This is a genomic window from Devosia sp. 1635, assembly GCF_013185955.1.
Taxonomy (GTDB): domain Bacteria; phylum Pseudomonadota; class Alphaproteobacteria; order Rhizobiales; family Devosiaceae; genus Devosia.
This window is the reverse complement of sequence record NZ_JABAOM010000002.1, coordinates 66,761-90,396: the sequence shown is the minus strand read 5'-3', so window position 1 is coordinate 90,396 and position 23,636 is coordinate 66,761. Positions and strand designations below refer to the sequence as shown.

The following is a 23,636-nucleotide window of genomic DNA, read 5'->3' as shown; positions in this document are numbered from 1 at the left end:
GTCGCGGTCGGCGAGATTGCGCGCAAGATGCGGCTGAATTGCCACAGGAAAGATACTGGCGACAAGAATCATCATATCTCTGTTGTCCTTGTAAGTTGCTTGCTTTCGCTGATTTGTGCGATCAATGAGCAAGTAAATTATGGATTGAACTCTCAATAAAGGTCAGGATAACTGACGGACCGCTGCTTCGCATGTGGCGGGAGTGTCTCAGTTTGGGACGGCATGTGGCGGCCGGCGGCGCGGCCACTGACAATTGATGCGACGCAGTGTTCGCTCGCGGGTGGTGTGGCAGCAGGCCCGCTAGTCCACATGTTTTAGCAGACCGGGGCACGGCCGATCCTCTGGACTAGCGATTGCCGCGACACCACAAGTTCGGGCGATTGCCCATTGGCCTTGGCGGCTGCAATCCTGATGGGACAAGGCAGCATATTTCAGGAACCGTGGTGAGCGATACAAGTGAGGATGATCGGGCGCAAACCCGATATGGAGCGATTCTGAAATCAACCTCCCTCATTGGAGGGTCATCGGTCATCAATATCCTCATGTCCGTAGTGCGTCTCAAAGTGCTTGCTGTGCTTCTGGGCCCTGCAGGCGTGGGGCTGTTCGGGCTGTTCAACGTGATCATTGACCTCGGCTCGAGCATTGCCGGGTTGGGCATCCAGGCCAGCGGGGTGCGGCAGGTGGCACTCGCCAGCGGGACCGGGGACGCACTCAAGGTTGCACGCGTGGCCAAAGTGCTGGCGCGCGCTTCGTTGCTGCTGGGTGTACTGGGGATGGTTTTGCTGATCGGTTTTGCGGTTCCGATCGCCACCTTGTCCTTTGGAACGGCGGCGCATGCGGGCGCGGTGATGCTGGTGAGTGTAGCGGTGCTGCTGCGGATTCTCGCGGGCGCACCGATGGCGATCATCCAAGGCAGTCGCCGCATCGGGGATCTAGCGAGGATGACGGTGGTGGGTGCGGTGCTCAACACGGTGGTGGCGGTTCCCCTGGTATATTGGCTCGGGGAGGCCGGCATTGTGCCGTCGCTGATTGCGGTGGCGGCGACCACCTGGATTGCTGCGCTATGGTATTGCCGCAAAATCACGCTGCCTGAGGTCAGCCTTTCGCTGCCTGAGTTTAGTGCCGAGGCCAAGGGGCTGTTGATGCTGGGCTTTGCCTTCATGGCTAGCGGGTTGCTGATGGCCGGATCGGCCTTTCTTATCCGGATCCTCGTGGTGCAGGAACTGGGCGTGGATGCCGCCGGCAACTACCAGGCGGCCTGGGCGCTGGGGGGCATTTATGTCGGCTTTATCCTCCAGGCGATGGGCACCGACTTTTACCCGCGCCTTTCGGCGGTTGCCGATGACCAGGTCGCCAGCACACGCATGGTCAACGAGCAGGCGCGGGTTAGTCTCCTACTCGCGGGACCTGGACTGCTGGCCACGCTGGCGCTGGCTCCGCTGGTGATGGCGGTGTTTTACTCAGCAGAGTTTGCAGGCGCGGTGCCGTTGCTACGCTGGTTTTGTCTCGGGATGCTGTTGCGCGTGGTGGCCTGGCCGATGGGGTTCATCATCCTAGCCAAGGGCAAGCAGCAGATCTTCTTCTGGACGGAGCTCGCGGCGGCAACGGTGCAGGTCGGGTTGACCTGGTTGCTGCTCGATCTTGTTGGCCTGGCCGGCGCAGGCATCGCCTTTGTGGGGCTTTATCTCTGGCACGGCATGCTGATCTATGGGCTGGTGCGGAGCCTTGATGGCTTTCGCTGGTCGCGCGAGAACCTGGTGCTGGGATCGGGGTTTGTTACCCTGAGCGCCGCGGTGCTGGCGGCAGTGGAACTGCTGCCATTCTGGCCCGGCTTTGCGGTTGCGGCGATCGCGACGGCCGGAGCGAGCTGGTATGCACTCAGCCAGTTAATTGCGCTGTTGCCGCAGCGCTGGATACCCGCTTGGTTGCCCACGGTGGTACGGGTGGGGCTCGGGATGAAGCCGACGCGGACGGCGTCAGCTGTTGATGGGGTTTAGGACGCGAGTTCGGGAACCTGCTCGAGAATCTGGGCCAGTTCCGCAACAACGAAGCGCACATCGTCTTCACTCATCTGCGCAAAGAGCGGCAGCATGATCCCGGTGCGCTGGGCGTGCTCGGAGTGCTCGAGCGAGCCGGCCTGCCGATGGAGGTTCTTGCGGGCATAGGCGGGCTCGAGATGGGAGTTCATCACGGCGCGCCGGGCAGAGATGCCGCGATCGAGCAGGGCCTGCATAACAGCCAACTGATCGGCATGGGTGGGCAGGGTGACGCAATAGCTCTGCCAGTTGCTGCGCGCCCAGGCTGGCTCAGCCGGTGGTTGCAGACCGGGAATGGCCGAGAGCAAGCTTGTGTAGAGAGCCGCAAGACGCCGGCGATCAGCGATGATGCCGGGGAGACGCTCGAGCTGGACGCGGCCAATGGCGGCCTGCAGGTCCGTCATGCGGTAGTTGTAACCGACCTCGGTATAGCTCTCGAAGATCACCTGGCGGGCGCCGTGGCGGACGGTGTCGGGCACCGACATGGCATGTTGGCGCAAATGGCGGAAGGCCCGGTCGAAGTCAGGGCTGGCTGTAGTCAACATGCCGCCGTCGCCGGTGGTGACGACTTTGCGGGGGTGGAAGGAAAAGCAGGCGACGTCGCCATGCGGGCGGCCGATGCGCTCCCAAGATCCGTTCCAGAGGATTTCGCTGCCGGTGGCGCAGGCGGCGTCTTCCACCACTTTCAGATCATGTTCGCGGGCAATGGCGAGGATCGCAGCGAGATCGCAAGGCATGCCGAGCTGGTGCACGACGAGGATGGCGCGGGTGCGCGGCGTGATGGCGGCGGCGATGCGATCGGAATCGATATTGAAGGTGCCGGGCGCAATGTCGACAAAGACCGGAGTGGCGCCGCAATAGCGCACGGCGTTGGCGGTGGCGATGAAGGAATGGCTGACGGTGATCACCTCGTCGCCGGCGGCGACGCCCACGGCCATCAGCGCCAAGTGCAGCGCCGTGGTGCAGTTGGAGAGGGCACAGGCATGGGGGGCGCCGACATAGGCGGCGAATTCCTGCTCGAACTGGGCGACTTCGGGGCCCTGGGTGACCCAGCCGGAAAGGATGACGCGGCGGGCGGCTTCGACCTCGCGTTCATCGAGCACGGGCTTGGCGACGGGAAGCTGGGGGCGGATGGCGGTCATGCTACATCGCTCCTGACAAGGCCGCGGCTCGCCTGCCACCAGGCGACGAGATCGCGCAGGCCTTCCTTCATCGAGATTTCGGCGGTGAAGCCCAGCTCGCGCGTCGCTTTTTCGGTTGAAGCGAGGCGGCGGGCGACGGGGTTGACCTTGCGGGCCGGCTCGTGGATCGGCGCCAAGGACGAGCCCATGACATCGAGGAGGGTGCGGGCCAGCTCGGCGAGGCTCGTTTCAGTGCCGCTCGCCACATTGTAGACGGTGTCGCTGGCGGGCGCTGCGGCGGCCAGCACATTGGCGCGGGCGATATCGCGCACATGCACGAAATCCATGGTCTGGGTGCCATCGCCCATGATGATGGGGGGCAGGCCATTGGCGATGCGCTCCATCCAGCGGATCAGCACCTCGGTATAGGCACCGTAGACATCCATGCGCGGGCCGTAGACGTTGAAATAGCGCAAGGCGACATAGGGCAGGCCATACATCTCGTTGAAACTGCGCAGCAGCGCTTCGTTGTAGGTCTTGGCGGCGCCATAGATGGTGCGGTTGTTGTAGGGGTGGTGCAGCTCGGTGGTGGGGAACTGATCGGCGGCGCCGAGCACCGAGGCGGAAGAGGCGGCAACGACCTTGCCGACGCCGGCTTTCACCGCGGCTTCGAGCACGTTGAAGGTACCGGTCGCCAGCACATCATGGGCGAGGCGCGGGTCTTCGGCGCACTGAGTGATGCGGATGGCGGCCTGGTGAAAGAGCGTGTCGATCCCCGCCATGCTGGCATGGACCAGGGCGATGTCGCGGACATCACCCTCGATGATCCGGATCGGCGCCTTGGCTTGCGCTGCGGCCAGGTTGTCCATGCGGCCGCGCACGAAATTGTCGAGGATGACGATTTCGGCTGGAGATTGGTCGGCGACCAGATCGGCAATATGGGAGCCGATAAGGCCGGCTCCACCCGTGATCAGAACCCGTTTGCCTTGCATCAGGACGCTCCTTGATTGGGGTTTTGGACGATGTCGTCGTCCTTGCGCCAGCGCAGCACGCGGGCGGGGACACCCGCGGCGACGGCGTAGGCGGGAATATCGGTGGTCACCACGGCACCGGCGCCGATGATGGCGCCTTCCCCGATGGTGACGCCGGGCAGAATGGTGGCATTGGTGCCGATATCGGCGCCGGCGCCGATACGCACGGGGCGGATGTCGAGATCGGTGGCGATGATGGGCTCGGAGACGGGCAGGCCGGTGTGCTGGGAGCCCAGCAACTTGGCGCCGGGGCCCCAGCCGACATAATCGCCGATGACGAGATTGCGGGCGTCGAAATAGGCCTGGGGGCCGATCCAGACCTTGTCGCCGATGATACAGGTGCCATCGAACCGGCCCTGGATGTAGGCGCCAGCGCCGATGAAGACATTGGCGCCGATCTCGAAGGTTTCGATGTGCTTGAAGCCAGCCTGGCTGCCGACCTGCAGCCCCGGCCCGCAGCGCCGGGCGGCGCTGCGCCAGACGAACTGGCGCATCAAGGCGTCGAGGTCGCCATCGCCAACGGCGAAGCGGCCATAAAGGTCGCGTACGGCTGAGGCCGGGTAGTGCTGGCGCAGCCAGCCGACCATGCCGTCTTCAAAGGTGGGACCGGGATCAATCTCGCGGCGGCCATGCACCGAGCGGGCGATGCGCGGGGTATCCACCATTTCAATGGACATAGGCATCCTGACGCACCAGATCGGAGATGATCTCGACTTCCTGGGTGCTGAGTTCGGGGTAGATGGGCAAGGACAGGACGGTGGCGGCGGCCGCCTCGGCCTGGGGGAAGTCGCCGGGCGCGTGGCCCAGATCGACATAGCTGGGCTGCAGATGCACCGGGACGGGGTAGTGGAGCCCGGTCTCGACGCCATCGCGGGCGAGCATTTCGCGCAGGCCATCGCGGTCGCGGGTGCGGATGGCGAAGATGTGCCAGACATGGCGGCGGCCCGGCGCTTCGTAGGGGAGCTCCACCGGGCCGCCGGCCAGCAGCTGCTTGTATTCGCCGGCGCAGGCCCGGCGCGCTTCGGTCCAGTTCTCCAGCTCGCGCAGCTTGACGCGCAGCACCGCGCCCTGGATGGCATCCATGCGGAAGTTGTAGCCTTCGAGCACGTGGTGATAGCGCCGGTCCTGGCCCCAGTCGCGCAGCATGCGGATGAGACGGGCCTGCTGGTCATTGCTGGTGACAACGATGCCGCCTTCGCCGCAGGCGCCCAGGTTCTTGCCGGGATAGAAGCTGAAGCAGCCGGAAAGGCCAAAGCTGCCGGCGCGTTGTCCCTCGGTGGTCGCGCCGTGGGCCTGACAAGCGTCCTCTATGACCGCAAGGCCATGCTTGGCGGCGACCATGCCGATGGCGTCCATATCGGCCATCTGGCCGTAGAGATGGACCGGCATGATCGCGCGGGTGCGGGGCGTAATCGCCCGCTCGATGAGATTGGGATCGATGCAGAAGGTGCGTGGATCGATATCCACAAAGACCGGGCGGGCGCCGATATAGCGGATGGCGGCGGCGGTGGCCACGAAGGTGAACGGCGTGGTGATCACCTCGTCGCCGGCCTTGATGCCGGCGGCCAGCAGCGCCAACTGCAGAGCGCTGGTGCCGGTATTGACCGCGATGGCGTGGCGCGTGCCGCAATAGGCGGCGAACTCTTCCTCGAACGCCTCCACCTCGGCGCCCAGCACATATTGGGTGGAGCGCAGGACGCCAAGAGCGGCGGCTTCGATCTGGGGCTGAATGGCGGCGTATTGTGCGCGCAGGTTGAGAAAGGGGATCATGCCAGCACTCGTTGAGGGGCAAGTTCGATCACAGTCCCGCCTTGCGCCATGGAGCGGGTTGCAGCTTCAAGAATGCGGACGACGCGCAGGCCCGCTACGCCATCGGCAGTAGGGCTGGTGCCGCGCTGTACGCAGGCGATGAATTCGGCGAGTTCGGAGCCCAGCGCCTCGGTGATGTCGAGCTTGGGGGCGAACATGTCGCCCGCGCGGTAGCCGATGCGCATCTGCTGCTTTTGCTCGCCGGCGCGAGGGGCCATGGGGTCGAGCGTGATGCCGCTGTCATAGACCTTGATCTTCTCGCTGGGCTCGAGATCGTCGTAGACCACCATCTTGTTGCTGCCGCCCACCAGGGTTCGGCGCACCTTGACCGGGGCCAGCCAGTTAACGTGGATATGGGCCATCAGCGTCGTGTCGAAATGCAGGTTGAGATAGGCCATGTTTTCGGGTGAGCCGGCGATATGGGCGATGCCAGTGGCCGAAACAGCGCGCGGCTGTACGCCCAGCACGTAATCCATGATCGAGAGATCGTGGACCGCGAGGTCCCAGACCACGCTGACATCGTGCTGGAAGAGCCCAAGATTCACGCGGACGGAGTCGTAGTAGTAGACTTGGCCCAGGTCCTTCTGGATGACCTCGCGAAGCTTCTTGACGGCGCCGGTGTGGATGAAGGTGTGATCGACCGCGACGACGAGGCCGCGCCGGTCGGCTTCCTCGATGAGGCGCTCCGCCTGTTCGGCGGTGGCGGTGATCGGCTTTTCGACAAAGACGCTCTTGCCGGCGCGCAGGGCACGCATGGCCAGATCGAAATGGGTGGAAACGGGGGTGGCGATGGCTACGGCATCCACCTTGGGATCGGAGAGCACATCGTTGAGATCTTCCGTGATGCTGACCGCCGGATAGCGCAGGCGCAGCCGGGCCAGCCGCTCGGTCTGCAGGTCACATACCCAGCGCAGATCGACACTGGGGATATCCGAGAAGTTGCGAACGAGGTTGGGACCCCAATAGCCATAGCCAATAACGCCGACGCCGATCATTGTTGCAGCCTTCCGGTATCCAGTTGGGCGGGTTGGGCGGAGGCGGCGAGGGGGCGCGCGGGCACGCCCGCCACCACCGCTCCGGCGGGCACGTCGCGGGTCACCACGGCGCCGGCGCCGATCATGGCGCCTTCCCCAATGGTGATGCCGGCGAGAATGGTGGCATTGCTGCCGATCGAGGCGTTGCGGCGCACGAAAGTGGGCACCACCGTCCAGTCATCGCCTTCCTGCGGCTCTCCGGTGGCGGTGGTGGCCCGGGGGAAGAGATCATTGGTGAACATCACGCCGTGGCCGATGAACACGCCGTCGTCGATGGTGACGCCTTCGCAGAGGAAGCTGTGGCTCGAGATCTTGCAGTTGCGGCCCACGACCGCGTTTTTCTGAATCTCGACAAAAGCGCCGATGCGGGTGCCGGCACCGATGCAGCAGTCGTAAAGATTGACCAGATCGGGTTGTCGGATAATCACCCCGTCTTCGAGCTGGACGCGCGTCAGCATGTGGTTACCCCTGAGATGGCGAGCGGGTGAAGGCAGTGATTGCTGCGCGCAGTGCTCGACTTCCGGCAAAGCTAGCGATCCCTGGGCGATGGGCAATTTGCTAATCGAGCTAGCGAGTTAGCTGCCTTTCCGGGCAGCGAGCTAAAATCGCTGCCGGGGCTATTGGTCGGCGCGTGCCCCGTAAGCTTAAGGATTTATTGCCGAGGTCCGCACCCGTCCTTTGAGCGGGGCACTCCCGTCGGGATAGTTATGGGTCGCCGTGGAACTCTGCGGTGGACGTGGCAAGCCGCACCTTGTTCGAGATGTGGATGGGAAACGATGGGGAGGTCGCGTCAAACGAGCCGTGGCGGGGCGCGGGGCCGCGGTCCGGCAGGGCCGGGACTGCGCTAAAGCTGGAAGTTCACGTTCTGGTCGAAGGCGTAGCGGCACTTGTTGAGCACGACGCCGAGCATGCGGGTTTGGGCGCGCAACTCCCGCTCGCATACATCAATGTCATCGACGGTACTGTGGTCGGCGCCAACCACCAGCAGTGCGGCTTCCACTTGGGGCAAGAGCCCCAGGCAGTCATCGCTTTCCAGCATGGAAGGCAGGTTAAAGATGAGCATGTCGGCGCCCAGTCCCTGGCGCAAGCGTTCGAGCATTTGGGCTGCACCGGGGCCGTGCAGCAGTTCGGCTGGGTAACCGGTTGAGTCGGAACTGGCGCCAATTGCCAGATTGTCGCCGACGCGGACCAGGAAGTCTTCGGGCAGGCATTCGCCGCGCAGGAATTCCTCGGTGCTGTAGCGGCTCTTATGGGCAAAGATCTGGGCGATGCCTGGCCGGCGCAGGTCGATATCCACAAGGGCGACGCGGACCTGCTCGTGCTTGGTCAGGCTGATCGCCAGGTTGGCCGCAATGGTCGCCTTGCCGCAGCCAGCATCGGGCGAGGTGATGCCCAGCGTTTTCCAGCCCTGCTCGCGGGCGGCCTTGAGCAGTTTGGTGCGCAAGATGTCAAAGGCGAGAGCAGCCTTGTGCCGGCGCTGGAAGGAAACGATCTTCTGCTTGGTGAGCCAGCGCGGGTCCACTGGCAGGTCGGTCAGTTGCGACCAGGCAAGGGAACCGGCGCCCGTGGGCTTTAGCGGGAAAGTCGTCGCGGCGGCGTGGCGTTCGGCTTCGATGGTCATGGCTGAACTCCCGGCAAGGGTGAGGCAGTCGCGGCCTGGGTCTGGCCAATGATGTTCTTGTGCGGAGAAAGATAGATGCCGGCGACCAGCAGCACCACGGGAATGGTGAGAGTCGCCGCGACGCTCATTGCGAGGCGCCGATGATCAAAAATGCGGCGTTCGATATAGGGAACAGTGATATAGGGGACGATCTGCAAGCGAGATGTGAGCTCGGCTGGACGGCGAATGCGACGGTTGAAGAACTCCGGCACGACCACGGCGACAAGACCGGCCAGCACGCCGACAATGAGGCTGGCGAACAGCAGCATGCGGGTGCCAAATCCTTGGAAGTTACGCGGCGGGACCGCGCTTTCGATCAGGGAAAGCCGTTCGCCCTTTAGCAGCAGTTCGATCTGCTTGCCCGTGGATGCTTCGGCGAGGCGCGCTACAGCCAGGTCGTATTGCGCCTGCAGGTTATGATGATCGCGCAGGAGCGAATTGAGCCGGGTTTCATTGCTCGGGGTGCGGGCGATGGACGCGCTGAGATCGGCGATCTTGCGCTGGACCTGCTCGCGCTCCTGAGCGATGGCGGCGAGCCGGTCGGTGATGTCAGCGATCTGGAACTGGCGCGCGTTGGTGGGGCGGTCGGAGCCGGGTTGAGAGCTGGCTCCGGCAAGATCGCCCTCGATAGCGGCGATACGGCCACGCAGTCCCTTGATGGTCGGGCTGTCTTCGGCAAACAGCGCCTGCTGCTGAACCAGCGATTGGCGCAGCGCCTGGAGGTTCTGCTCTACCGGGGAAGTCGGTAGTACGCCAAGTTCCAGCGGGCGGGATTCGAGGTCTGTGCGCTGCTTGCGCAGCATTGATTCTTCCTGCGCCAAAACCAAAAGGCGTCGCTGCTCAACGGTTTGCTGCTCGCGGCGGAAGTCGAGGCTGTCGGGCAGTGCGTCGATGTGCTCGTTCTTGAAGGCAAGAATCCTGCTGTCCGCTTCGCGCAGGGCTTGATCGAGCCGCGCCGCTTCGCCATCGAAAAAGGTGACGGTGTCGGTGGCGCGACCGGTGCGCAGCTGGATGTCCTTGTCGAGGATCTGGGTCACGAGTGTATTGACGAAGTTCGCGGCGCTATCAGGGTCGCCCGCCTTGAAGGCTATCCGGAATACGGTGGCAACAGCTCCGGTGCCGCTTTCAATATGGGTGGGCGCGATTTCGAGGCGCCGGATCAGATCGTCATAGGTTTCGGCGCGCGACATTGGTGGGCGGCCCTGATAGAGCGCCAGTCGGTCGGCGAGCGCGAGCAGATTGTCGCGCGAAAGCACGTGCTGCTGAATGATCTGGAACTGCTCGGCCGCGCCGGTAGGCACGGTGGACTTGGCGAGTTCTGCCGGGATCTGCGGGGATTCAACAAGAATGCGAGCGGTGGCCTGAAAGACGATGGGGCGCAACACGGTGGCGATCACGCCGGCGCTTGTCGCGATCACCAGGACGATCAGGAAAAGCGGCAAGCGCCGCATAAAGAGGGATAGATAAAATCTGAAGTCGATATTGCTCAGTGCATTCACGTCAATCACCCGACCGGTCTGCAGCGGCGCCTCAGCCAAACTGTCTGGCGTTGAACCTAGAGCGCGACTCATCAGCGGCTCCATCGCCAACACGGGTGAGACCGGGGATATGGTACGCCGCTGGAGCTAAGCCGCTGTAGCTGGTTCTTTTGCCCCTGCCTCGCGATACGATCACGCAATGCTGCTGGAGCGGGGCCCAACCATGTTGAACTTGCACGATTTCTCGCTGGCGATACGGCGCCGGATGCGCCTGGCGGTGCTGCTGGCGGGTGTTTCGCTCGCCTCCACCGCGATGGCGGCGCCGGCGCCACTTGCCCCGCTGACCAAGCTCAGGATCAGTGTGGTGCAGTTTGTTCCGGCAACGGGCGACTACAAGCGCTGGGACGCAGTGAGCGGAGAGTTCGTGATCGAGCCCGATGGGTCGCTAGCGGTTCCGACGCTGGGCTCCATGGATGTCTCGGGCCTGAGCGCGGAGGATCTTGGCACGCGCATCGGCGAGTTGCTGCAGACCAAGCTGGGGCTGCTCGATGCGCCCAATGCGTCGGTGCAGGTGCTTGAATATCCGCCGGTTTATGTGGTGGGCAATGTCGAAGCGCCTGGCGCATACAGCTATCGTCCCGGGATGACGGTGATCCAGGCCATGGCGTTGGCAGGGGGCGAGCAGCGGATCGAGGGCGCCTCGGGTTTGTCCGAAACCATCAAGCTGCAGTGGGACCTTGAGGGTTATAGCCGCGATATCCTGCGCACCACGACGAGGTTGGCGCGGCTCAAGGCCGAATTTGCCCGCGAGCCTGAGATCACCTTCGACCCCACGCTCAACTCTGCCGATCCGGTGGTGGCCGAAATTATGGAGCAGGAGCGGCGCATCTTTGACGCTCACACCAACGAGTTGTTGCGCCAGCAGGTGGGGCTGGAGCAGTTGGCCGTACTCTACAAAGCCGAGATCGATGCGCTGGAGCAAAAGTCGGGCGCAATCGATCAGCAGATCGAGCGGGCGCAACAGCAGGTGGATTCGCTCAAGACGCTGCTGGCCGCAGGTGCTTCCACGGTGGCGCGGCTGACCGATGCGGAGCGTATCCTTGATGATCTGCGCTCGGACAAGCTCGACAATGTCATTGCCACGATGTCGGCGCGGGAAAATCTCAACCGATCCGAGCGGGACTTGGCCAAGCTGCAGGACGAGCAGCAATCCTATGCTGCGGCGCAATTGCAAGAACAGCAGGCGACGCTGGAAAAGCTGATGCTCAACCAAACAGCAACGATGCGCATGCTGCGCCAATCGATGGATTTCGACGCCAACGCCACGCTGGCCCAGACGGCGAAAACGGGGATCAGCTATTCCATATTGCGCCAGGAAGGGGAGCAAACAGTGTCGCTGGACGCCAGTGAAGCCAGCGTGTTGGTGCCGGGAGACCTGGTGCGGGTAGCGCTGGAGGTGCAACTACCGGGACGATCACCAGCGCAGACGCCCGGCGGCACGGCGGCCCCGGTGGACCTCGCCATCATTCCCTAGGAAAGGCGGCAGCCTAGCAACCGGTGCCGCGGAACACGACTTCAACCGTGCGCCAAAGGATGCGGAAATCAGTGCCGATTGAGGCTATTTGCCCGTAGCGCGTGTCGTAATCGGCCCGGGCGGCAAAGGAGCAGTCATTGCGCTCGCTGATCTGCCAAAGGCCGGTCAGTCCCGGCAGCATGTCGAAATAAGCGGTGCCGTGGTAAAGTGGGCGTTGGGAGGGCAGCATGGGACGCGGGCCGACAAGGCTCATTTCCCCGATCAGCACATTCCAGAGCTGGGGCAGTTCATCGAGCGAATAGCGGCGGAGGAAGCCGCCAATGGGTGTCAGCCGCGGATCGCGGCGCAGTTTTTGCGTTGCGGCCCATTCGGCGCGTGCTGCTGGATCACCCTCGAGATGCCGGGCCAGCGCGGCATCGGCATCCACCACCATGGTGCGAAGCTTAACCAGCCGAAACACGCGCCCGTAACGCCCCAGGCGCGGCTGGCGATAAAATGAAGGCCCTCCATCAAGGCGCACCAGCAGGGCAAGCATCGCGATGAGCGGCAGGAACAGTGGCCCGAACACCAGTACCAACACCAGATCGCTTAGGCGCTTGGTTGGTTGATAGAAGCGGCGGGCGAGGGCGAGCCGGCGCTTGCTGGGGGCGACACCGGCACCGGGCTTGGCCGGCTTGCCGACGAAACTGTCAAACATCATAGGCCTCGCTTGTTGCATGGCAGGCGCCAGATGCCGATGTTGGCGAGTGGCGGCAGCCGGGGCAGTTGTTGCCGCCAAAGCTCATGCGGATGCAGTTCCTGCGTGCTGGGACGTTAGGACCTCCCACACGGGGGCAAAACTCGCCGAGGGGATTAAGCTGTCGCAGAGAGGAACCCCAACAAGCTCCGAGCGCCTTAGGTGAAGTCGGCTTCGTATCAATAATTGCGAGGGTTTCCGTAGGTTTAAGTACCCTCAAGGAGTTACGGGTGCGGCTCGGCCTAGGCCATTTCCGCCTGCCGCTGGCGCCCGACCTATCTAATTGATTGCCGTGCCATACCGTGGAGGGAGCAAGCGTGCTTGCCGCTCCGCCCACTAGGTTGATGTGATTATGCCGATCGTGGCAGCCGCGCCCTAGCGTCTTTCCGCGCCCGACCGGGGCGTGGACGAGGACAAGATCATGCCCAAGATACTGGTGGCCTATGGAACCCGACCCGAGGCGATAAAGATGGCGCCGCTGGTGGCGGCGCTGGCGGAGTCGGGGCTGGTCGAGCCGGTGGTTGCGGTAACGGGGCAGCATCGGCAGATGCTCGACCAGGTCAATGCCTTGTTCGGCATCGTCCCCAAGCATGATCTCAACATCATCACGGAGCGCCAGTTGCTGACGGGAATCACCTGCCGAGCCCTGGAAGGGGTTTCTGCCATTATTGCCGAGGAGCAACCGGACGCAGTGCTGGTGCAGGGAGATACCACCACCTGCTTTGCCGCTGCGCTTGCGGCATTCTACCAGCGGGTGCCGGTGATCCATCTGGAGGCGGGCCTGCGGACGCACAACAACTATAATCCGTTCCCTGAGGAGGTGAACCGGACCATGGTGTCCCGGATCGCCGAGCTGCATCTGGCACCCACGGCGACATCGCGGCAGAACCTCGTAGCAGAGGCGATTTCGCCAAGCGCGGTTGCCGTGACGGGCAATACGGTGATCGATGCGCTGCTGGAAGTGGCGGCGCTCCAGCTGCCGCCGGCAAATCCGGACCTGCTCAAGCTACAAGGGCGCCGCACCGTGCTGATCACCGCCCATCGGCGCGAGTCCTGGGGGGAACCGATGGCGCAGGCAGCGCGGGCCATGGCGCGCCTCGCGCAGGCGTTCCCCGACATCCAGCTGTTGCTGCCGGTGCATTTGAACCCGGCTGTGCGCGAGATTCTGCTGCCGCACCTGCAGCATCTGGAGAACGTGCTCATCACCGAGCCGCTAGGCTATAGCGACTTCGTGGGCGCGATGCAGGCCTCGGACATTGTGTTGACCGATAGCGGGGGCGTGCAGGAGGAGGCGCCCAGCCTTGGCAAGCCGGTGCTGGTGATGCGGGCAACCACCGAGCGACCGGAAGCTGTGCTGGCAGGAACGGTCAAGCTGGTTGGCACCAATGAGAACCGCATCTTTGACGAGGTGAGCCGGTTGCTCACCGACCGGGCCGCCTATGATGCGATGGCAAAGGCCGTCAACCCTTACGGCGACGGCCATGCCTCAGATCGTTGCGTGAAGGCCATTGCGCATTATTTCGGCCTCGTGGCTGAACGCCCGGTCGATTTCGCTCCCAGTCTCGATCCCGCTCAGGCCCAGGCACCGCGCGTGTCGTAAACCACCTTGCCGTTGTGCCGGTTGTGACGTAGCGCCTTGAAGGCATCGTGCTCGACGAGGAGCACGATGATATCGGCCTCGTCCACCGCCTGCCCGGCGGGCACCAGCCGCAGATTGGCATTGCTGTGCAGTTTGGGTGGGAGATCGCTGACATAGGGATCGGCCACCATGATCTCGACCTCCGGCAGGGCATTGGCGATCAAGCCCACCACATCGATGGCCGGGCTTTCCCTGACGTCATCCACGTTGGCCTTGAAGGTGAGCCCAAGGCAGGCAATGGAGGGCGTGCGGAAGCGCTGGGCCTTGGCGATGACCTGATTGGCGACATGGTGGGGCTTGTGGTCATTCACTTCGCGCGCCGTGCGGATAAGTCTGGCGGTATCCGGTGCAGCCGCGACGATGAACCAGGGATCAACCGGGATGCAGTGGCCGCCAACACCGGGGCCAGGTGACAGGACATTGACCCGGGGATGCTGGTTGGCGAGGCGAATGACTTCCCACACATCGAGCCGCAGGTGCTCGGTGATCAGGGAGAGCTCATTGGCAAAGGCGATGTTGACGTCGCGGTAGGCGTTTTCCACCAGCTTGGCCATTTCAGCACTGGCGGCGTCGGTGAGGAGGATCTCACCTTGGGAAAAGACCCGGTAGATGCTGGCTGCCTTGATGGCACAAGTGGTGGTTAGTCCGCCAACAACGCGATTATTGGTGATCATCTCGATCATGATGCGGCCCGGCAGCACCCGCTCGGGGCAGTGGGCGACGTAAACATCGGCGCTGCCCCCGACAACATGGGGCATCTTGAGATCGGGCCGGACCGCACCGATCCAACGGCTGACCTTTTCGGTGGTGCCGGGCGGGCTGGTGGATTCGAGCACCACAATATTGCCGGGGCGCAGCTTGAGCGCGACCTGCTCGGCCGCCGCCTGGACATAGGAAAGATCGGCGGTGTGATCGGGGTTGAATGGGGTGGGCACGGCGATGATGAAGGCATCCGCCTCAGGGATCTCGCGCGACATGGACAGGCGCCCCATCGCCACCGCACCGCTGACGGCTACCGCCAGGTCGGGCTCGATAAAGGGGGTTTCACCGCGCGAAATCGCTTCCACAATGCGCGGATTGACGTCCACGCCGATGACCTGGATGCCCCGGGTGGCGAGAACGGTAGCGGTGGGCAGGCCGATATAGCCCATCCCGATTACGGCCAGCGTGCCGCTGAAGACTTCGTTCAACATGAGTTCGATCCTGTGAGCCGCAGACATCAAGCCGGGGTGCGCGGCGGCGGCGCAGCTGGCGGTGTGGGGGAAAGGGCGCCGGCCGGGCGCAAAGCTTCGCGCAGGGTCAGGGCGACAAAGGCGGTGTTGGTGACGAGATAGCGCTTCCACATGCGGCCGGGCTCCTGGAGCAGGCGGTAGGCCCATTCGAGGCCGAGCCGCTGCCAGCTGCGCGGAGCGCGCTTGGTGAGGCCGGCCATTACGTCGAAAGAACCGCCGACCCCGTGCAGGATCGGCACGCCTAGCTCGTGCCGGAAGCGCTTGAGGAAGATTTCCTTGCGCGGCGAGGCCATGCCCAAAAACAGCATATCGGCTCCCGAGGCGCTGATCTGGGCTGCTACATCCTCGACCTGCGCCTCGGCGTAATAGCCATGCTGGCTTCCAGCGATCCGCAATCCTGGCCAACGCGTGGCGATCTGGCGCATGAGGGCGGCGAGTACCTCCGGCTTGGCGCCTAGCAGGTAAACGCTGCGGCCTTCACGGTGGGCCATGTCCAGCAATTGTTCAAAGAGATCGATGCCGGCGACGCGCTCGGGCAGGGGCCGGCGCAGCAGCTTGCTGGCCCAGACGACGGACTGGCCATCGGCCAGCACCATGTCGCAATCGAGCACGGCTTCCTGGAGCTGCGGGTCGCGCCGCATGTTGACGATCTTGGCGGCATTGACGACGCCGATCAGCAGGGGCTTGCGGGTGAGCATCGCTTCGCGGCAACGATCCACCGCCTGCTCCATGCACACGGCATCAAGCTGCACGCCAAACAGCAGGCGTCGATCCGGGACGGCTCCCCCCTGTGAGGGGTCATCTGGCCGCCCCTGGGGTGAATGAACTCCCTGGTGCATGGAGGCTCCTCCGGCAGATTTCTTCTGCTGCAGGGAGCCTAGGTGCGTCGCTGACGGGGTCGCAATAAGCCCATTTTGCGGGAGTTTAAGCTAGTGGGCTTAGGCGGGGAGCGGCCGGACTGAGGGCGGAGGTAGCCGAGCTTGTCGATAGTTCGTTCTCGCTAGCTTTTGAGGGCTCGGGCAGACCGCGCAGTGCAGCGATAACCATAGTTGCTAAGCGTGAGGGCCGACGAGGTTGACGCCGGCCCTCACGGGGTGATGCATGGACTAGAACAGGAAGTCGTTTGCGGTCAGCTGGACGGTGCCGCTGAGTTCGATTTCGAAATCATGCCGTCCATCTCCGTTTACATCGCCCTGGACAACGGTGCGGTTCTGCCCCGGCTCGGTGTGCCAGGCGATTTCCCCGCGTGTGCCGGTGAAGCTGGCGCCATTCCGGGCCAGAAAGGAGAAGCTCTGGATGCCATCGACATTGGGGTCAGCGTCCAGGCTGGACAGGTCGATCGTGTCCCGACCGGCCTCGAAGTCGGTGATGACGTCACGCGAGCCGACATAGGAGCCCGTCTCCGCCGCGGTTCGGAAGACGAAGGTGTCATCTCCTCCGCCCCCAGTCATGGTATCCCAGCCCCAGCCACCGATGATGGTGTCGGCACCACCCCGAGCATCTATCGTGTCATTGCCGCCGCGCCCGTCGATAGAATTGGCGCCGTCGTCGCCAACCAGATTATCGCTGCGCGAGGTGCCGGAAATAACAGTGGCGGGTGGCACTTCAGGAGCGGGGGAAGGGGTGGTCCCGCTGGCCAGCCCGGCAATATCGCTGGCGCTAAGCTTGACGATGCCGCTGAGCTGGATTTCGAAGTCATGAATACGGTCGCCATTGGTGTCGCCCTGGATCACCGTTCGGTTCGCGCCCGCCTCTGTGTGCCAGGCCAATTCACCGGCACGACCGGTGAAGCTGGCATTGTCCTGGGCGAGCCAGGTGAAGCCCTGCTTGCCCGCCAATTGATTATTGGCGTCAAGGGCTGACAGATCGATCTTGTCCTGCCCCGGAGTGAAGTCGGTGATGACGTCGCGGCTAAAGGCACTGCGGCCCATCTCGGCGACGTTCTTGAAGACGAAGAGATCATTGCCAGCGCCGCCGGTCAGGGTGTCACGGCCCAGACCACCGATGATGGTGTCGTTGCCACCGGCGCCATTGATGACGTCATTGCCGGCCCTGCCATCCAGCACATTGGCAGCGCCATCCCCCGTGAGGGTGTCGGCGGCATCAGTGCCGGTTCCACCGGGCTGCTGGGGCTGAGGATCAGGATCAGGCTGCGGTTGTGGCTGTGGCTGAGGAGCCGGCTCGTTGGGAGCGCCGCCAGAGTCGGGTAGGGGCCAAAGGTCCCCGATCTCGGTATTGCCGGACACTTGGGGGCGGTTCTCAAAGAAGGCGTAGTAGCCCCATTGACCTTCGCCGAGAACGTTGTTGGTGATCTGCACGCCGCTGATCTGTTCGTCGGTGAACCGGCCATCGGAGTAGATGGTGTAGCCACCGCCGGTCAGGTAGTTGTTGTCGATAAGGATATTGCCGACACCGCCAAAGTAGTTGTCGATCATGATCGCGGAGGTTTGGCCGTGATCATTGATGATCGTGTTGTGGCGGATGATGGTCTGCTCGGCTGAACCGCCGCCACCATTGATCTCGATCCCATCGTAGTGAGCGTCGGGACCGCCCTCCAGATCGTGGATGTAGTTGTGCTCGATCACGCTGGGCGAATAAACGTTGATGCCGTTGTCAACTTGGGAAATGTCGTTGTAGCGGAAGGTCCCCGACCCGGAGATCCCGTTGGTGCCGCCCACAATGTCACAGTGCTCGACGGTTACGTCGTTTCGCTGCGAGATGATGCCGTTGTAGCTGTTGCCGACAATGCGGCAGTCTACGATGGTGACGTTCTTTGCTTCGATGGTCAGAGTGCCGCGAATATCGAGCCCACTGATCACCGCGTTGTCCTCGGTGACGGTGAACCCGCCGACCTGTTTAAGATTCACGCCTGACCGAACGCCGGTGCTGTCCGCGTCAGGGAAGCCTTGCAGCGTCCTTGTGAGATCCAAGGGCATGTACGTCTCCTGAATTACCGCACCCCCGTTTGGATGCGCGGTATTAGGTGACGGCGGAATGGGACCAGTTGGTGTTCCCATCGGGATGATCCGCCATAGTGCTGCCACATGCCAAACGCGCCGGCGTCACGTTTTTCCAGGCAATCCGTTGATCGACATTCCGTTTTCTTGAACTGGCGGTGGTCGAAGAGCTGCCCCATTTGGAGCAATACTCCGCCAGGTTCTTGGCGGGAAAGTATATGGATTCAACCCAGATGATGCAGGTATGCAACATCTTCCGTGAGATTTGATGGTGGAAGGGGCTTGTTGATCCTGATTCGTTCTGTTTCTTGCCGACTACTATCTAAGTACAGGCAAGGATTATGAAAGCTCCAACTCACGTGGTTCGGGAGCTGCCGGGGCAGCATGGGGCTTTCTGACGGCCAAGTCGCCGATCAGGCCACGTGCCAGAGCCGCATTATGGATGGCGATGATGTGGCGAGCTGGCCAGGGACGATGATCGAGAACGGCAGCAGCATCGAACTGGGTGACCTCATAGAGGGCCGCTTCGCGCGGATGGAAGTAGAAGAAGCGGTAACCCCAGCCCGCAAGTTTGGCATATTCTGGCAGCGATGCGAGACCGAGGAGCAGCACCAGAATGTCGGCGCCGCCGCGCCTGAGCAGCGGTTCGGCGCCGGCTAGAACAGCGGTTTCAAAGCCAGCCACGTTGATCTTAAGTAGGGAGAGATGGTCAACGCCGAGGTGCTCGAGCTCTCCCGCGAGGGTGCGCACCTGCACCGTCTCGGTTTGCTCTACGGCCCCCGAATGGCCGGAGCTTTGGGCCAGACGGCTGACCCAGGTGTGGTCAGTGGTTTCGAATACCGCCTCATATTCGGCTTCACCGAGCGCCAGCTGATGGATATGGACGCGGTCGGCAAGGCAATTGCGCTCGATGTTGCGCTGCAGGGTGCGGATATTGGCCCCGCTCGGCTCAAAGGCATGGACGCAAGCAACTGGCAGACAGCCGGCAAATAACGTGAACTGCCCGATAGCGGCGCCGATATCGGCGACGATCCAGTCTGGCCGGGCAATGCGGCGCAGGAATGCGAATTCGGGATCGATCAGGTCACCGAACATGACGAGCGCCGTGGGAACCTGGCTGGGATAAGCGAACTCAATGACAGGGCCGGAGGCGAGCTTGATCTGGGCGTGTTGCGGGCGCTGCAGATGGAGAAGGGCGGAACGCACAGCACCCCGAAGCGTCGCCGTGATCCCTACCGAACGCATGCCCCAGCCAAGCTTGTAGGCGTGCGACCGGGAGCTAGCCAGCATGGATGCAAGACGGTTGTTTACGTTCACTTTGTTCCTCCGCTTGCTCGAGTTTGTTCGGCGCCGGCAGATGCTAGGCGTCCCAGGTGCGAGCATTCAGGAGGACAAGGCGGCCCGCATTAGCCAATCAAGGCTGTCGCGGGAGGAGGGGCTGATCCGAAGGATGTAGTTGAGAGCGTCACGCTGTTCTCTAGTCTGCAGCAAGACGGGGGCTGACCGGGACTTGCTGGTAGGGTTGATGGAACAAGTCGCAATTGCCGGGGCCGGTCGAACCGCAAGTGGGCTTCGGTCCACCGCATCCCAAAATCGGGGCGCGCTCATGAGCGCGAGGGAAGCATCGTCGTTGGCAGATCGCGTCAAGGGTCTGAACCCACTGGTTCCGGTGCTGCTATTCTCCTTGTTCGTGCCCTGGCTGTTCCATGTGGGGGCGCTGGTTATCAGTCCTTACCGGCTCCTGCTGCTGCTGACGGCCATTCCTTGTTTGTGGCTGTGGGCGAGCGGCAGGGCGGGGCCGGTACGTCTCCCCGATTTTGCCGTGCTTGGATATGCGCTTTGGGGCGCGATCAGCCTTGGGGTCAATCATGGTGGCGATGTGGGATTCCAGTCCGGCGGCGTGCAGGGCATGGAAACGGTGGGCAGCTATTTCCTTGCCCGAACCCTGATCCGGACTGCCGAGGAATTTCGCCGCATGTGCGCGGTACTGGTTACCGCCATTCTCCTCCTGCTGCCCTTTGCTTTGATTGAAACGGTGACAGGCCAGAACATCCTGTTGCGGACCTTTTCTTCCGTGATGTCGTCGATCAACGAGTTCAGGATGCCGGGGCGGCTGGGGCTGGAGCGGGTGCAGTCGGTTCTTGATCACCCGATCCTTTTTGGTGTCTGCACCGGAAGCGCGCTGGCCCTCAGCTTTACAGTCTTGGGTTACGAGCGGCCGGTTTGGCGCCGCTGGGGCACCGCCTTCCTTGTGGCGCTCACCTCCTTCACCTCGCTGTCAGCCGGGCCGATGAGTGGGCTCGTTGCGCAAATCTTGTTGCTGTTGTGGGGGTGGGTGTTGCGGCCCTTCAAGGCACGCTGGACGATTTTGCTTGTAATGATCGGCCTTGCGCTCCTCGCCATCGAGCTTTTCGCCAAGCGGCCGCTGCCCAATGTGCTGCTGTCCACCATCGCGCTCGATGGGGAGTCCGCCTATTACCGCGTCCTGATCTGGAATTTCGGCTCGGAATCGGCCCTGAACCATCCCTGGTTCGGCGTCGGCTATGGGATGTGGGACCACCCGTCCTGGATGACGCAGAGCATCGACATGTTCTGGCTCTATCCCGCCATCGTGTTCGGAATCCCCGCCAGCTTGATGATGTTCATGGCTTTCCTGGGCAGCACGATCGGTGTTGGCCGCAAGCGCAATTTGCCGCCCAGGGAGTATTCCTATCGGATGGGATACCTCATCTGCATGGCCGGGTTCTTTGTGGTCGGGTGGACCGTTCACTACTGGAACGCGACCTATGTCTTGTTCATGTTTTTGATGGGCAGCGGGCTGTGGCTGATGGATGTGCCTGAGGGAAGCCGCGTCGAGGCGGTGGCGCCGGCTCGCGAGGGCCGGGCACCGCGTGATCCCCGGCCGGCTCGCCCGTCGATAACAAGAGACGGCCGTCCGGAGCCGCCTCCCCAGCGAGGGGTCGGGAGAGCGTGATGGGTCGTCGCAAATTGTTGCTGGTTGCGCCAACTTGCGATGGCGCGGATGTCGGTGAAGCCTGGGTTGCGTTCCAGTGGGCGTCACGGCTAGCGGAGCGGGCAGAGGTGACGCTGCTGACCTATCACAAGCGCAATGCTCGCCCTGCGGCCGAGCAGTTGCCGGGGCTGCGGGTGATCGAGTGGCCGGAAATGGCGCTGTTCACCCGTGCCGAGCGGCTCAACAGCATGCTCAAGCCGAGTTATGTACCGTTCTATTTTCGCGCGCGCCGCTGGATCAAAACGGCACTGGCACGGGGGGAGCAGTTCGATGTCGCCCATCAGCCAACGCCGGTGGCCATGCGCTATCCGTCGCCAGCGGCGGGGCTGGGCATTCCGCTGGTGATCGGCCCCGTTGGGGGTGCGCTGGCGTCGCCGCCTGGCTTTGCGGAGGAAGAAGGCAGCAATCCCTGGTTCATGCGACTGCGGGGGATGGACCGGTATCGCCTGCAGTTCGATCCGCTGCTGCGCGCCTCTTATGAAAGTGCCGATTGCGTGCTGGGCATTGCACCCTATGTGGGCGAGACGCTGGCGGAGTTGTCGCTGAAACGGCTCGAGTTCATGAGCGAAACGGCCCTTGAGCAGGTGCCCGAACCAATTGTCCGGACGGACAGGGGGCCCACCGTCAAGCTGCTGTTTGTGGGGCGGCTGGTGCGCACCAAAGGCGTGCGCGACATTGTCCGGGCCATGCAGTTGCTGAGTGACGTTGCGGTGACGCTAGACGTGGTGGGCACCGGCCCCGAGCAGTCGATTTGCGAGGCACTGGCGGCGGAGATGGGTGTGTCCAGCCGCATTACCTTTCATGGCTGGAAGGCCAGGGCCGAGCTCGACGCCTTCTACCGCAATGCTGATCTGTTCGTATTTCCAAGCTATCGCGAACCTGGCGGCAATGTGGCGTTGGAAGCCATGTCCTATTCGCTGCCCTTGATCGTGGTGGACCGAGGAGGACCGGGGAACGCGGTCTCGCCCCAATGTGCGATCCGGCTGCAGGCGAGCACGCCCGAGAACCTGGCCCGGGAAGTTGCCGCTGCGATTCGGCAGCTGGCCGGCGATCCCGAGCAGCGCGCGCGGATGGGGCAGGCGTCCTACCACCACGTCAAGGCGACCGGCCTGTGGTCCGCCCGTATGGCGCGGATCGAGGCGATCTATGACGAGATCGAGGCCGGGCAGTTAAGCGTGCGGCTGGCTGGTTCCAGCTAACCAGCCAGGGCGGCACGCAGGGCGGCGCGATGGCCGCGGCCAAGGGGCGTGCGCATGGTGGAGCCCACAATCAGCGCCATCCGGAAGACCCAAGTGGCCAGCGGACCATGATGGCGGCGGAAGTAGCGGATGCGGTTCGTGGTCATCAGCGCCGAGAGATAGGTGCTCTCATGATAGGCGCCGCCCTTATGGGTGACATGGGCTTGCGCGACATAGGCCGGGGTAAAACCGGCGTCCCGGACGCGGCGGAGATAATCGACCTCTTCGCTGTAAAGAAAGAAGGACTCGTCCCATTCACCGGCGGCGCGGCGCGCCTCGGCCGAGACCAGCAACGCGGCGCCGCTGGCCCATTCGATTTCCCCGCCCTTTTCATAAAGGTCCTTGCTGGCGACGATTTCACCCAAGCCCATGCGGGCGGCAACGGCGGTGCCGACCAAGGCGTCGGACCAGGCCGTGATCACCGAGGGCTCACGCCGCAGCGAAGCGGCGAGGGTGCCGTCGTCGTGGAGCAGCTTGGGCACGGCAACCCCGATCCGCGGATCGACGATACGCTCGAGCAAGAGGCGCATGGTGCCAGGCTGGAGCCTCGTGTCGGGATTGAGGATCAGCAGGTGCGCCTCAGGTCCGGCCAGGGCCGCACCGATATTGATGCCGGCCGCATAGCCGCCATTGCGGCGGGTTGGCACGACAATGGCACCCACAGGATGGGCTTGGGAAATGGCGACGGAGTCATCGTGGGAGTCGTTGTCGATCACAAAGACGTCCAGCCGTGCGACTTCGGTGCGGTGCTGCTGGATCGAGTCGAGCAAGCCGGGCAGGGCATCGGCACTGTTGTAGGCCACTATGATGATGGCCAGCCGCTCGGCCGGTTCAGCGATCGCGTTCAATTCAGTGTCTCCGTAAACGCATGCCCGGTTTCCCACGCCATGGACAGCAAGGGTCGGAACTGGCTGTTATCCTTGTTGATCTCCAACGGTTATTCACCTCAGCAATCAGGGTGAAGCGGCAACATCGATCCGTGCTTCGATGTAGGTGGCGCCGTGGGCTACGCCCAATGGTTTGGGTCAGCTGTCCTTTGGGTAGCCTCCCTTGCGGGGGTGAACTTCTTACTGTCGCCAGCACAGAGCCGCGCGGCCGGTTTGGGTCGTGCCGAAGAT

19 protein-coding genes are annotated in these 23,636 nt (G+C 63.2%); 5 read left to right on the top strand and 14 right to left on the bottom strand.

All coding sequences use genetic code 11. From position 1 onward, the window contains the following. The first annotated feature begins 443 nt into the window (after positions 1-443). Positions 444-1,997 (top strand): O-antigen translocase, encoded by a 1,554-nt coding sequence (locus HRU92_RS07290; protein ID WP_172123522.1) that lies wholly within the window; start codon positions 444-446, stop codon positions 1,995-1,997. Here the strand turns inward: HRU92_RS07290 and HRU92_RS07285 are convergent. From HRU92_RS07285 to HRU92_RS07250, 8 genes are all read right to left on the bottom strand, one after another. Next, positions 1,994-3,178, bottom strand: coding sequence for a DegT/DnrJ/EryC1/StrS family aminotransferase (locus HRU92_RS07285; RefSeq protein ID WP_172123521.1), 1,185 nt, complete (start codon positions 3,176-3,178; stop codon positions 1,994-1,996). The two genes, HRU92_RS07290 and HRU92_RS07285, sit on opposite strands and share 4 nt — an antisense overlap. Next, complete coding sequence (locus tag HRU92_RS07280; RefSeq protein WP_172123520.1) at positions 3,175-4,149, bottom strand: NAD-dependent epimerase/dehydratase family protein; 975 nt, start codon at positions 4,147-4,149, stop codon at positions 3,175-3,177. The genes HRU92_RS07285 and HRU92_RS07280 overlap by 4 nt, the downstream gene beginning before the upstream one ends. Further along, positions 4,149-4,865, bottom strand: a complete 717-nt coding sequence (locus HRU92_RS07275; protein WP_172123519.1) for an acyltransferase — start codon at positions 4,863-4,865, stop codon at positions 4,149-4,151. Before HRU92_RS07275 ends, HRU92_RS07280 begins: the two co-directional genes overlap by 1 nt. Next, positions 4,855-5,958, bottom strand: coding sequence for a DegT/DnrJ/EryC1/StrS family aminotransferase (locus HRU92_RS07270; protein WP_172123518.1), 1,104 nt, complete (start codon positions 5,956-5,958; stop codon positions 4,855-4,857). The genes HRU92_RS07275 and HRU92_RS07270 overlap by 11 nt, the downstream gene beginning before the upstream one ends. Beyond that, positions 5,955-6,992 (bottom strand): Gfo/Idh/MocA family oxidoreductase, encoded by a 1,038-nt coding sequence (locus HRU92_RS07265; RefSeq protein WP_127753371.1) that lies wholly within the window; start codon positions 6,990-6,992, stop codon positions 5,955-5,957. The genes HRU92_RS07270 and HRU92_RS07265 overlap by 4 nt, the downstream gene beginning before the upstream one ends. After that, positions 6,989-7,489, bottom strand: a complete 501-nt coding sequence (locus HRU92_RS07260) for an acyltransferase (RefSeq protein WP_172123517.1) — start codon at positions 7,487-7,489, stop codon at positions 6,989-6,991. Before HRU92_RS07260 ends, HRU92_RS07265 begins: the two co-directional genes overlap by 4 nt. Before the next feature lie 386 nt (positions 7,490-7,875). Continuing rightward, complete coding sequence (locus HRU92_RS07255) at positions 7,876-8,652, bottom strand: CpsD/CapB family tyrosine-protein kinase (protein ID WP_172123516.1); 777 nt, start codon at positions 8,650-8,652, stop codon at positions 7,876-7,878. Beyond that, positions 8,649-10,262, bottom strand: a complete 1,614-nt coding sequence (locus HRU92_RS07250) for a Wzz/FepE/Etk N-terminal domain-containing protein (RefSeq protein ID WP_172123515.1) — start codon at positions 10,260-10,262, stop codon at positions 8,649-8,651. Before HRU92_RS07250 ends, HRU92_RS07255 begins: the two co-directional genes overlap by 4 nt. Before the next feature lie 130 nt (positions 10,263-10,392). Between HRU92_RS07250 and HRU92_RS07245 the strand changes: the two genes are divergently transcribed. Beyond that, positions 10,393-11,703 (top strand): SLBB domain-containing protein, encoded by a 1,311-nt coding sequence (locus tag HRU92_RS07245; protein WP_172123514.1) that lies wholly within the window; start codon positions 10,393-10,395, stop codon positions 11,701-11,703. 13 nt (positions 11,704-11,716) lie between these two features. Here HRU92_RS07245 and HRU92_RS07240 read toward each other — a convergent pair whose 3' ends face one another. After that, positions 11,717-12,400 carry a sugar transferase gene (locus HRU92_RS07240; RefSeq protein ID WP_210258657.1) on the bottom strand — a complete coding sequence of 228 codons (684 nt, stop codon included), beginning with the start codon at positions 12,398-12,400 and terminating at the stop codon, positions 11,717-11,719. A gap of 460 nt (positions 12,401-12,860) precedes the next feature. Between HRU92_RS07240 and wecB the strand changes: the two genes are divergently transcribed. Beyond that, positions 12,861-14,039, top strand: a complete 1,179-nt coding sequence (gene wecB, locus HRU92_RS07235; protein ID WP_172123512.1) for a UDP-N-acetylglucosamine 2-epimerase (non-hydrolyzing) — start codon at positions 12,861-12,863, stop codon at positions 14,037-14,039. On the opposite strand, the gene wecC is transcribed toward wecB, so the two are convergent. The 4 genes from wecC to HRU92_RS07215 form a co-directional block, all read right to left on the bottom strand. Further along, the gene (gene wecC, locus HRU92_RS07230; RefSeq protein WP_172123511.1) at positions 14,012-15,271 is read right to left on the bottom strand and encodes a UDP-N-acetyl-D-mannosamine dehydrogenase; all 1,260 of its coding nucleotides are present in this window, start codon (positions 15,269-15,271) and stop codon (positions 14,012-14,014) included. The genes wecB and wecC overlap by 28 nt on opposite strands. A gap of 26 nt (positions 15,272-15,297) precedes the next feature. After that, the gene (locus HRU92_RS07225) at positions 15,298-16,149 is read right to left on the bottom strand and encodes a WecB/TagA/CpsF family glycosyltransferase (protein WP_172123510.1); all 852 of its coding nucleotides are present in this window, start codon (positions 16,147-16,149) and stop codon (positions 15,298-15,300) included. A gap of 267 nt (positions 16,150-16,416) precedes the next feature. Beyond that, a complete protein-coding gene (locus HRU92_RS20735) occupies positions 16,417-18,246 on the bottom strand; it encodes a M10 family metallopeptidase C-terminal domain-containing protein (protein WP_172123509.1) in 1,830 nt (609 codons plus the stop codon). A gap of 360 nt (positions 18,247-18,606) precedes the next feature. After that, positions 18,607-19,584 (bottom strand): FkbM family methyltransferase, encoded by a 978-nt coding sequence (locus HRU92_RS07215; protein WP_173087977.1) that lies wholly within the window; start codon positions 19,582-19,584, stop codon positions 18,607-18,609. A 313-nt stretch (positions 19,585-19,897) separates the two neighbouring features. Here HRU92_RS07215 and HRU92_RS07210 point away from each other — a divergent pair, with 313 nt between their 5' ends. Further along, positions 19,898-21,241: an O-antigen ligase family protein gene (locus HRU92_RS07210; protein ID WP_173087975.1), complete on the top strand. Its 1,344-nt coding sequence runs from the start codon at positions 19,898-19,900 to the stop codon at positions 21,239-21,241. Then, entirely contained in the window at positions 21,241-22,479 is a 1,239-nt protein-coding gene (locus tag HRU92_RS07205; RefSeq protein ID WP_172123506.1) for a glycosyltransferase family 4 protein, read from the top strand. The genes HRU92_RS07210 and HRU92_RS07205 overlap by 1 nt, the downstream gene beginning before the upstream one ends. Here HRU92_RS07205 and HRU92_RS07200 read toward each other — a convergent pair. Next, positions 22,476-23,366, bottom strand: a complete 891-nt coding sequence (locus HRU92_RS07200; RefSeq protein ID WP_173087973.1) for a glycosyltransferase family 2 protein — start codon at positions 23,364-23,366, stop codon at positions 22,476-22,478. The genes HRU92_RS07205 and HRU92_RS07200 overlap by 4 nt on opposite strands. Positions 23,367-23,636 lie beyond the last annotated feature (270 nt).

Coding starts and splice junctions, on each gene's coding strand:
- wecC (WP_172123511.1), bottom strand. CDS start 15,271: ATGTTGAACGAAGTCTTCAGCGGCACGCTGGCCGTAATCGGGATGGGC.
- HRU92_RS07270 (WP_172123518.1), bottom strand. CDS start 5,958: ATGATCCCCTTTCTCAACCTGCGCGCACAATACGCCGCCATTCAGCCC.
- wecB (WP_172123512.1), top strand. CDS start 12,861: ATGCCCAAGATACTGGTGGCCTATGGAACCCGACCCGAGGCGATAAAG.
- HRU92_RS20735 (WP_172123509.1), bottom strand. CDS start 18,246: ATGCCCTTGGATCTCACAAGGACGCTGCAAGGCTTCCCTGACGCGGAC.
- HRU92_RS07280 (WP_172123520.1), bottom strand. CDS start 4,149: ATGCAAGGCAAACGGGTTCTGATCACGGGTGGAGCCGGCCTTATCGGC.
- HRU92_RS07245 (WP_172123514.1), top strand. CDS start 10,393: ATGTTGAACTTGCACGATTTCTCGCTGGCGATACGGCGCCGGATGCGC.
- HRU92_RS07250 (WP_172123515.1), bottom strand. CDS start 10,262: ATGAGTCGCGCTCTAGGTTCAACGCCAGACAGTTTGGCTGAGGCGCCG.
- HRU92_RS07260 (WP_172123517.1), bottom strand. CDS start 7,489: ATGCTGACGCGCGTCCAGCTCGAAGACGGGGTGATTATCCGACAACCC.
- HRU92_RS07240 (WP_210258657.1), bottom strand. CDS start 12,400: ATGTTTGACAGTTTCGTCGGCAAGCCGGCCAAGCCCGGTGCCGGTGTC.
- HRU92_RS07265 (WP_127753371.1), bottom strand. CDS start 6,992: ATGATCGGCGTCGGCGTTATTGGCTATGGCTATTGGGGTCCCAACCTC.
- HRU92_RS07275 (WP_172123519.1), bottom strand. CDS start 4,865: ATGTCCATTGAAATGGTGGATACCCCGCGCATCGCCCGCTCGGTGCAT.
- HRU92_RS07255 (WP_172123516.1), bottom strand. CDS start 8,652: ATGACCATCGAAGCCGAACGCCACGCCGCCGCGACGACTTTCCCGCTA.
- HRU92_RS07285 (WP_172123521.1), bottom strand. CDS start 3,178: ATGACCGCCATCCGCCCCCAGCTTCCCGTCGCCAAGCCCGTGCTCGAT.
- HRU92_RS07205 (WP_172123506.1), top strand. CDS start 21,241: ATGGGTCGTCGCAAATTGTTGCTGGTTGCGCCAACTTGCGATGGCGCG.
- HRU92_RS07225 (WP_172123510.1), bottom strand. CDS start 16,149: ATGCACCAGGGAGTTCATTCACCCCAGGGGCGGCCAGATGACCCCTCA.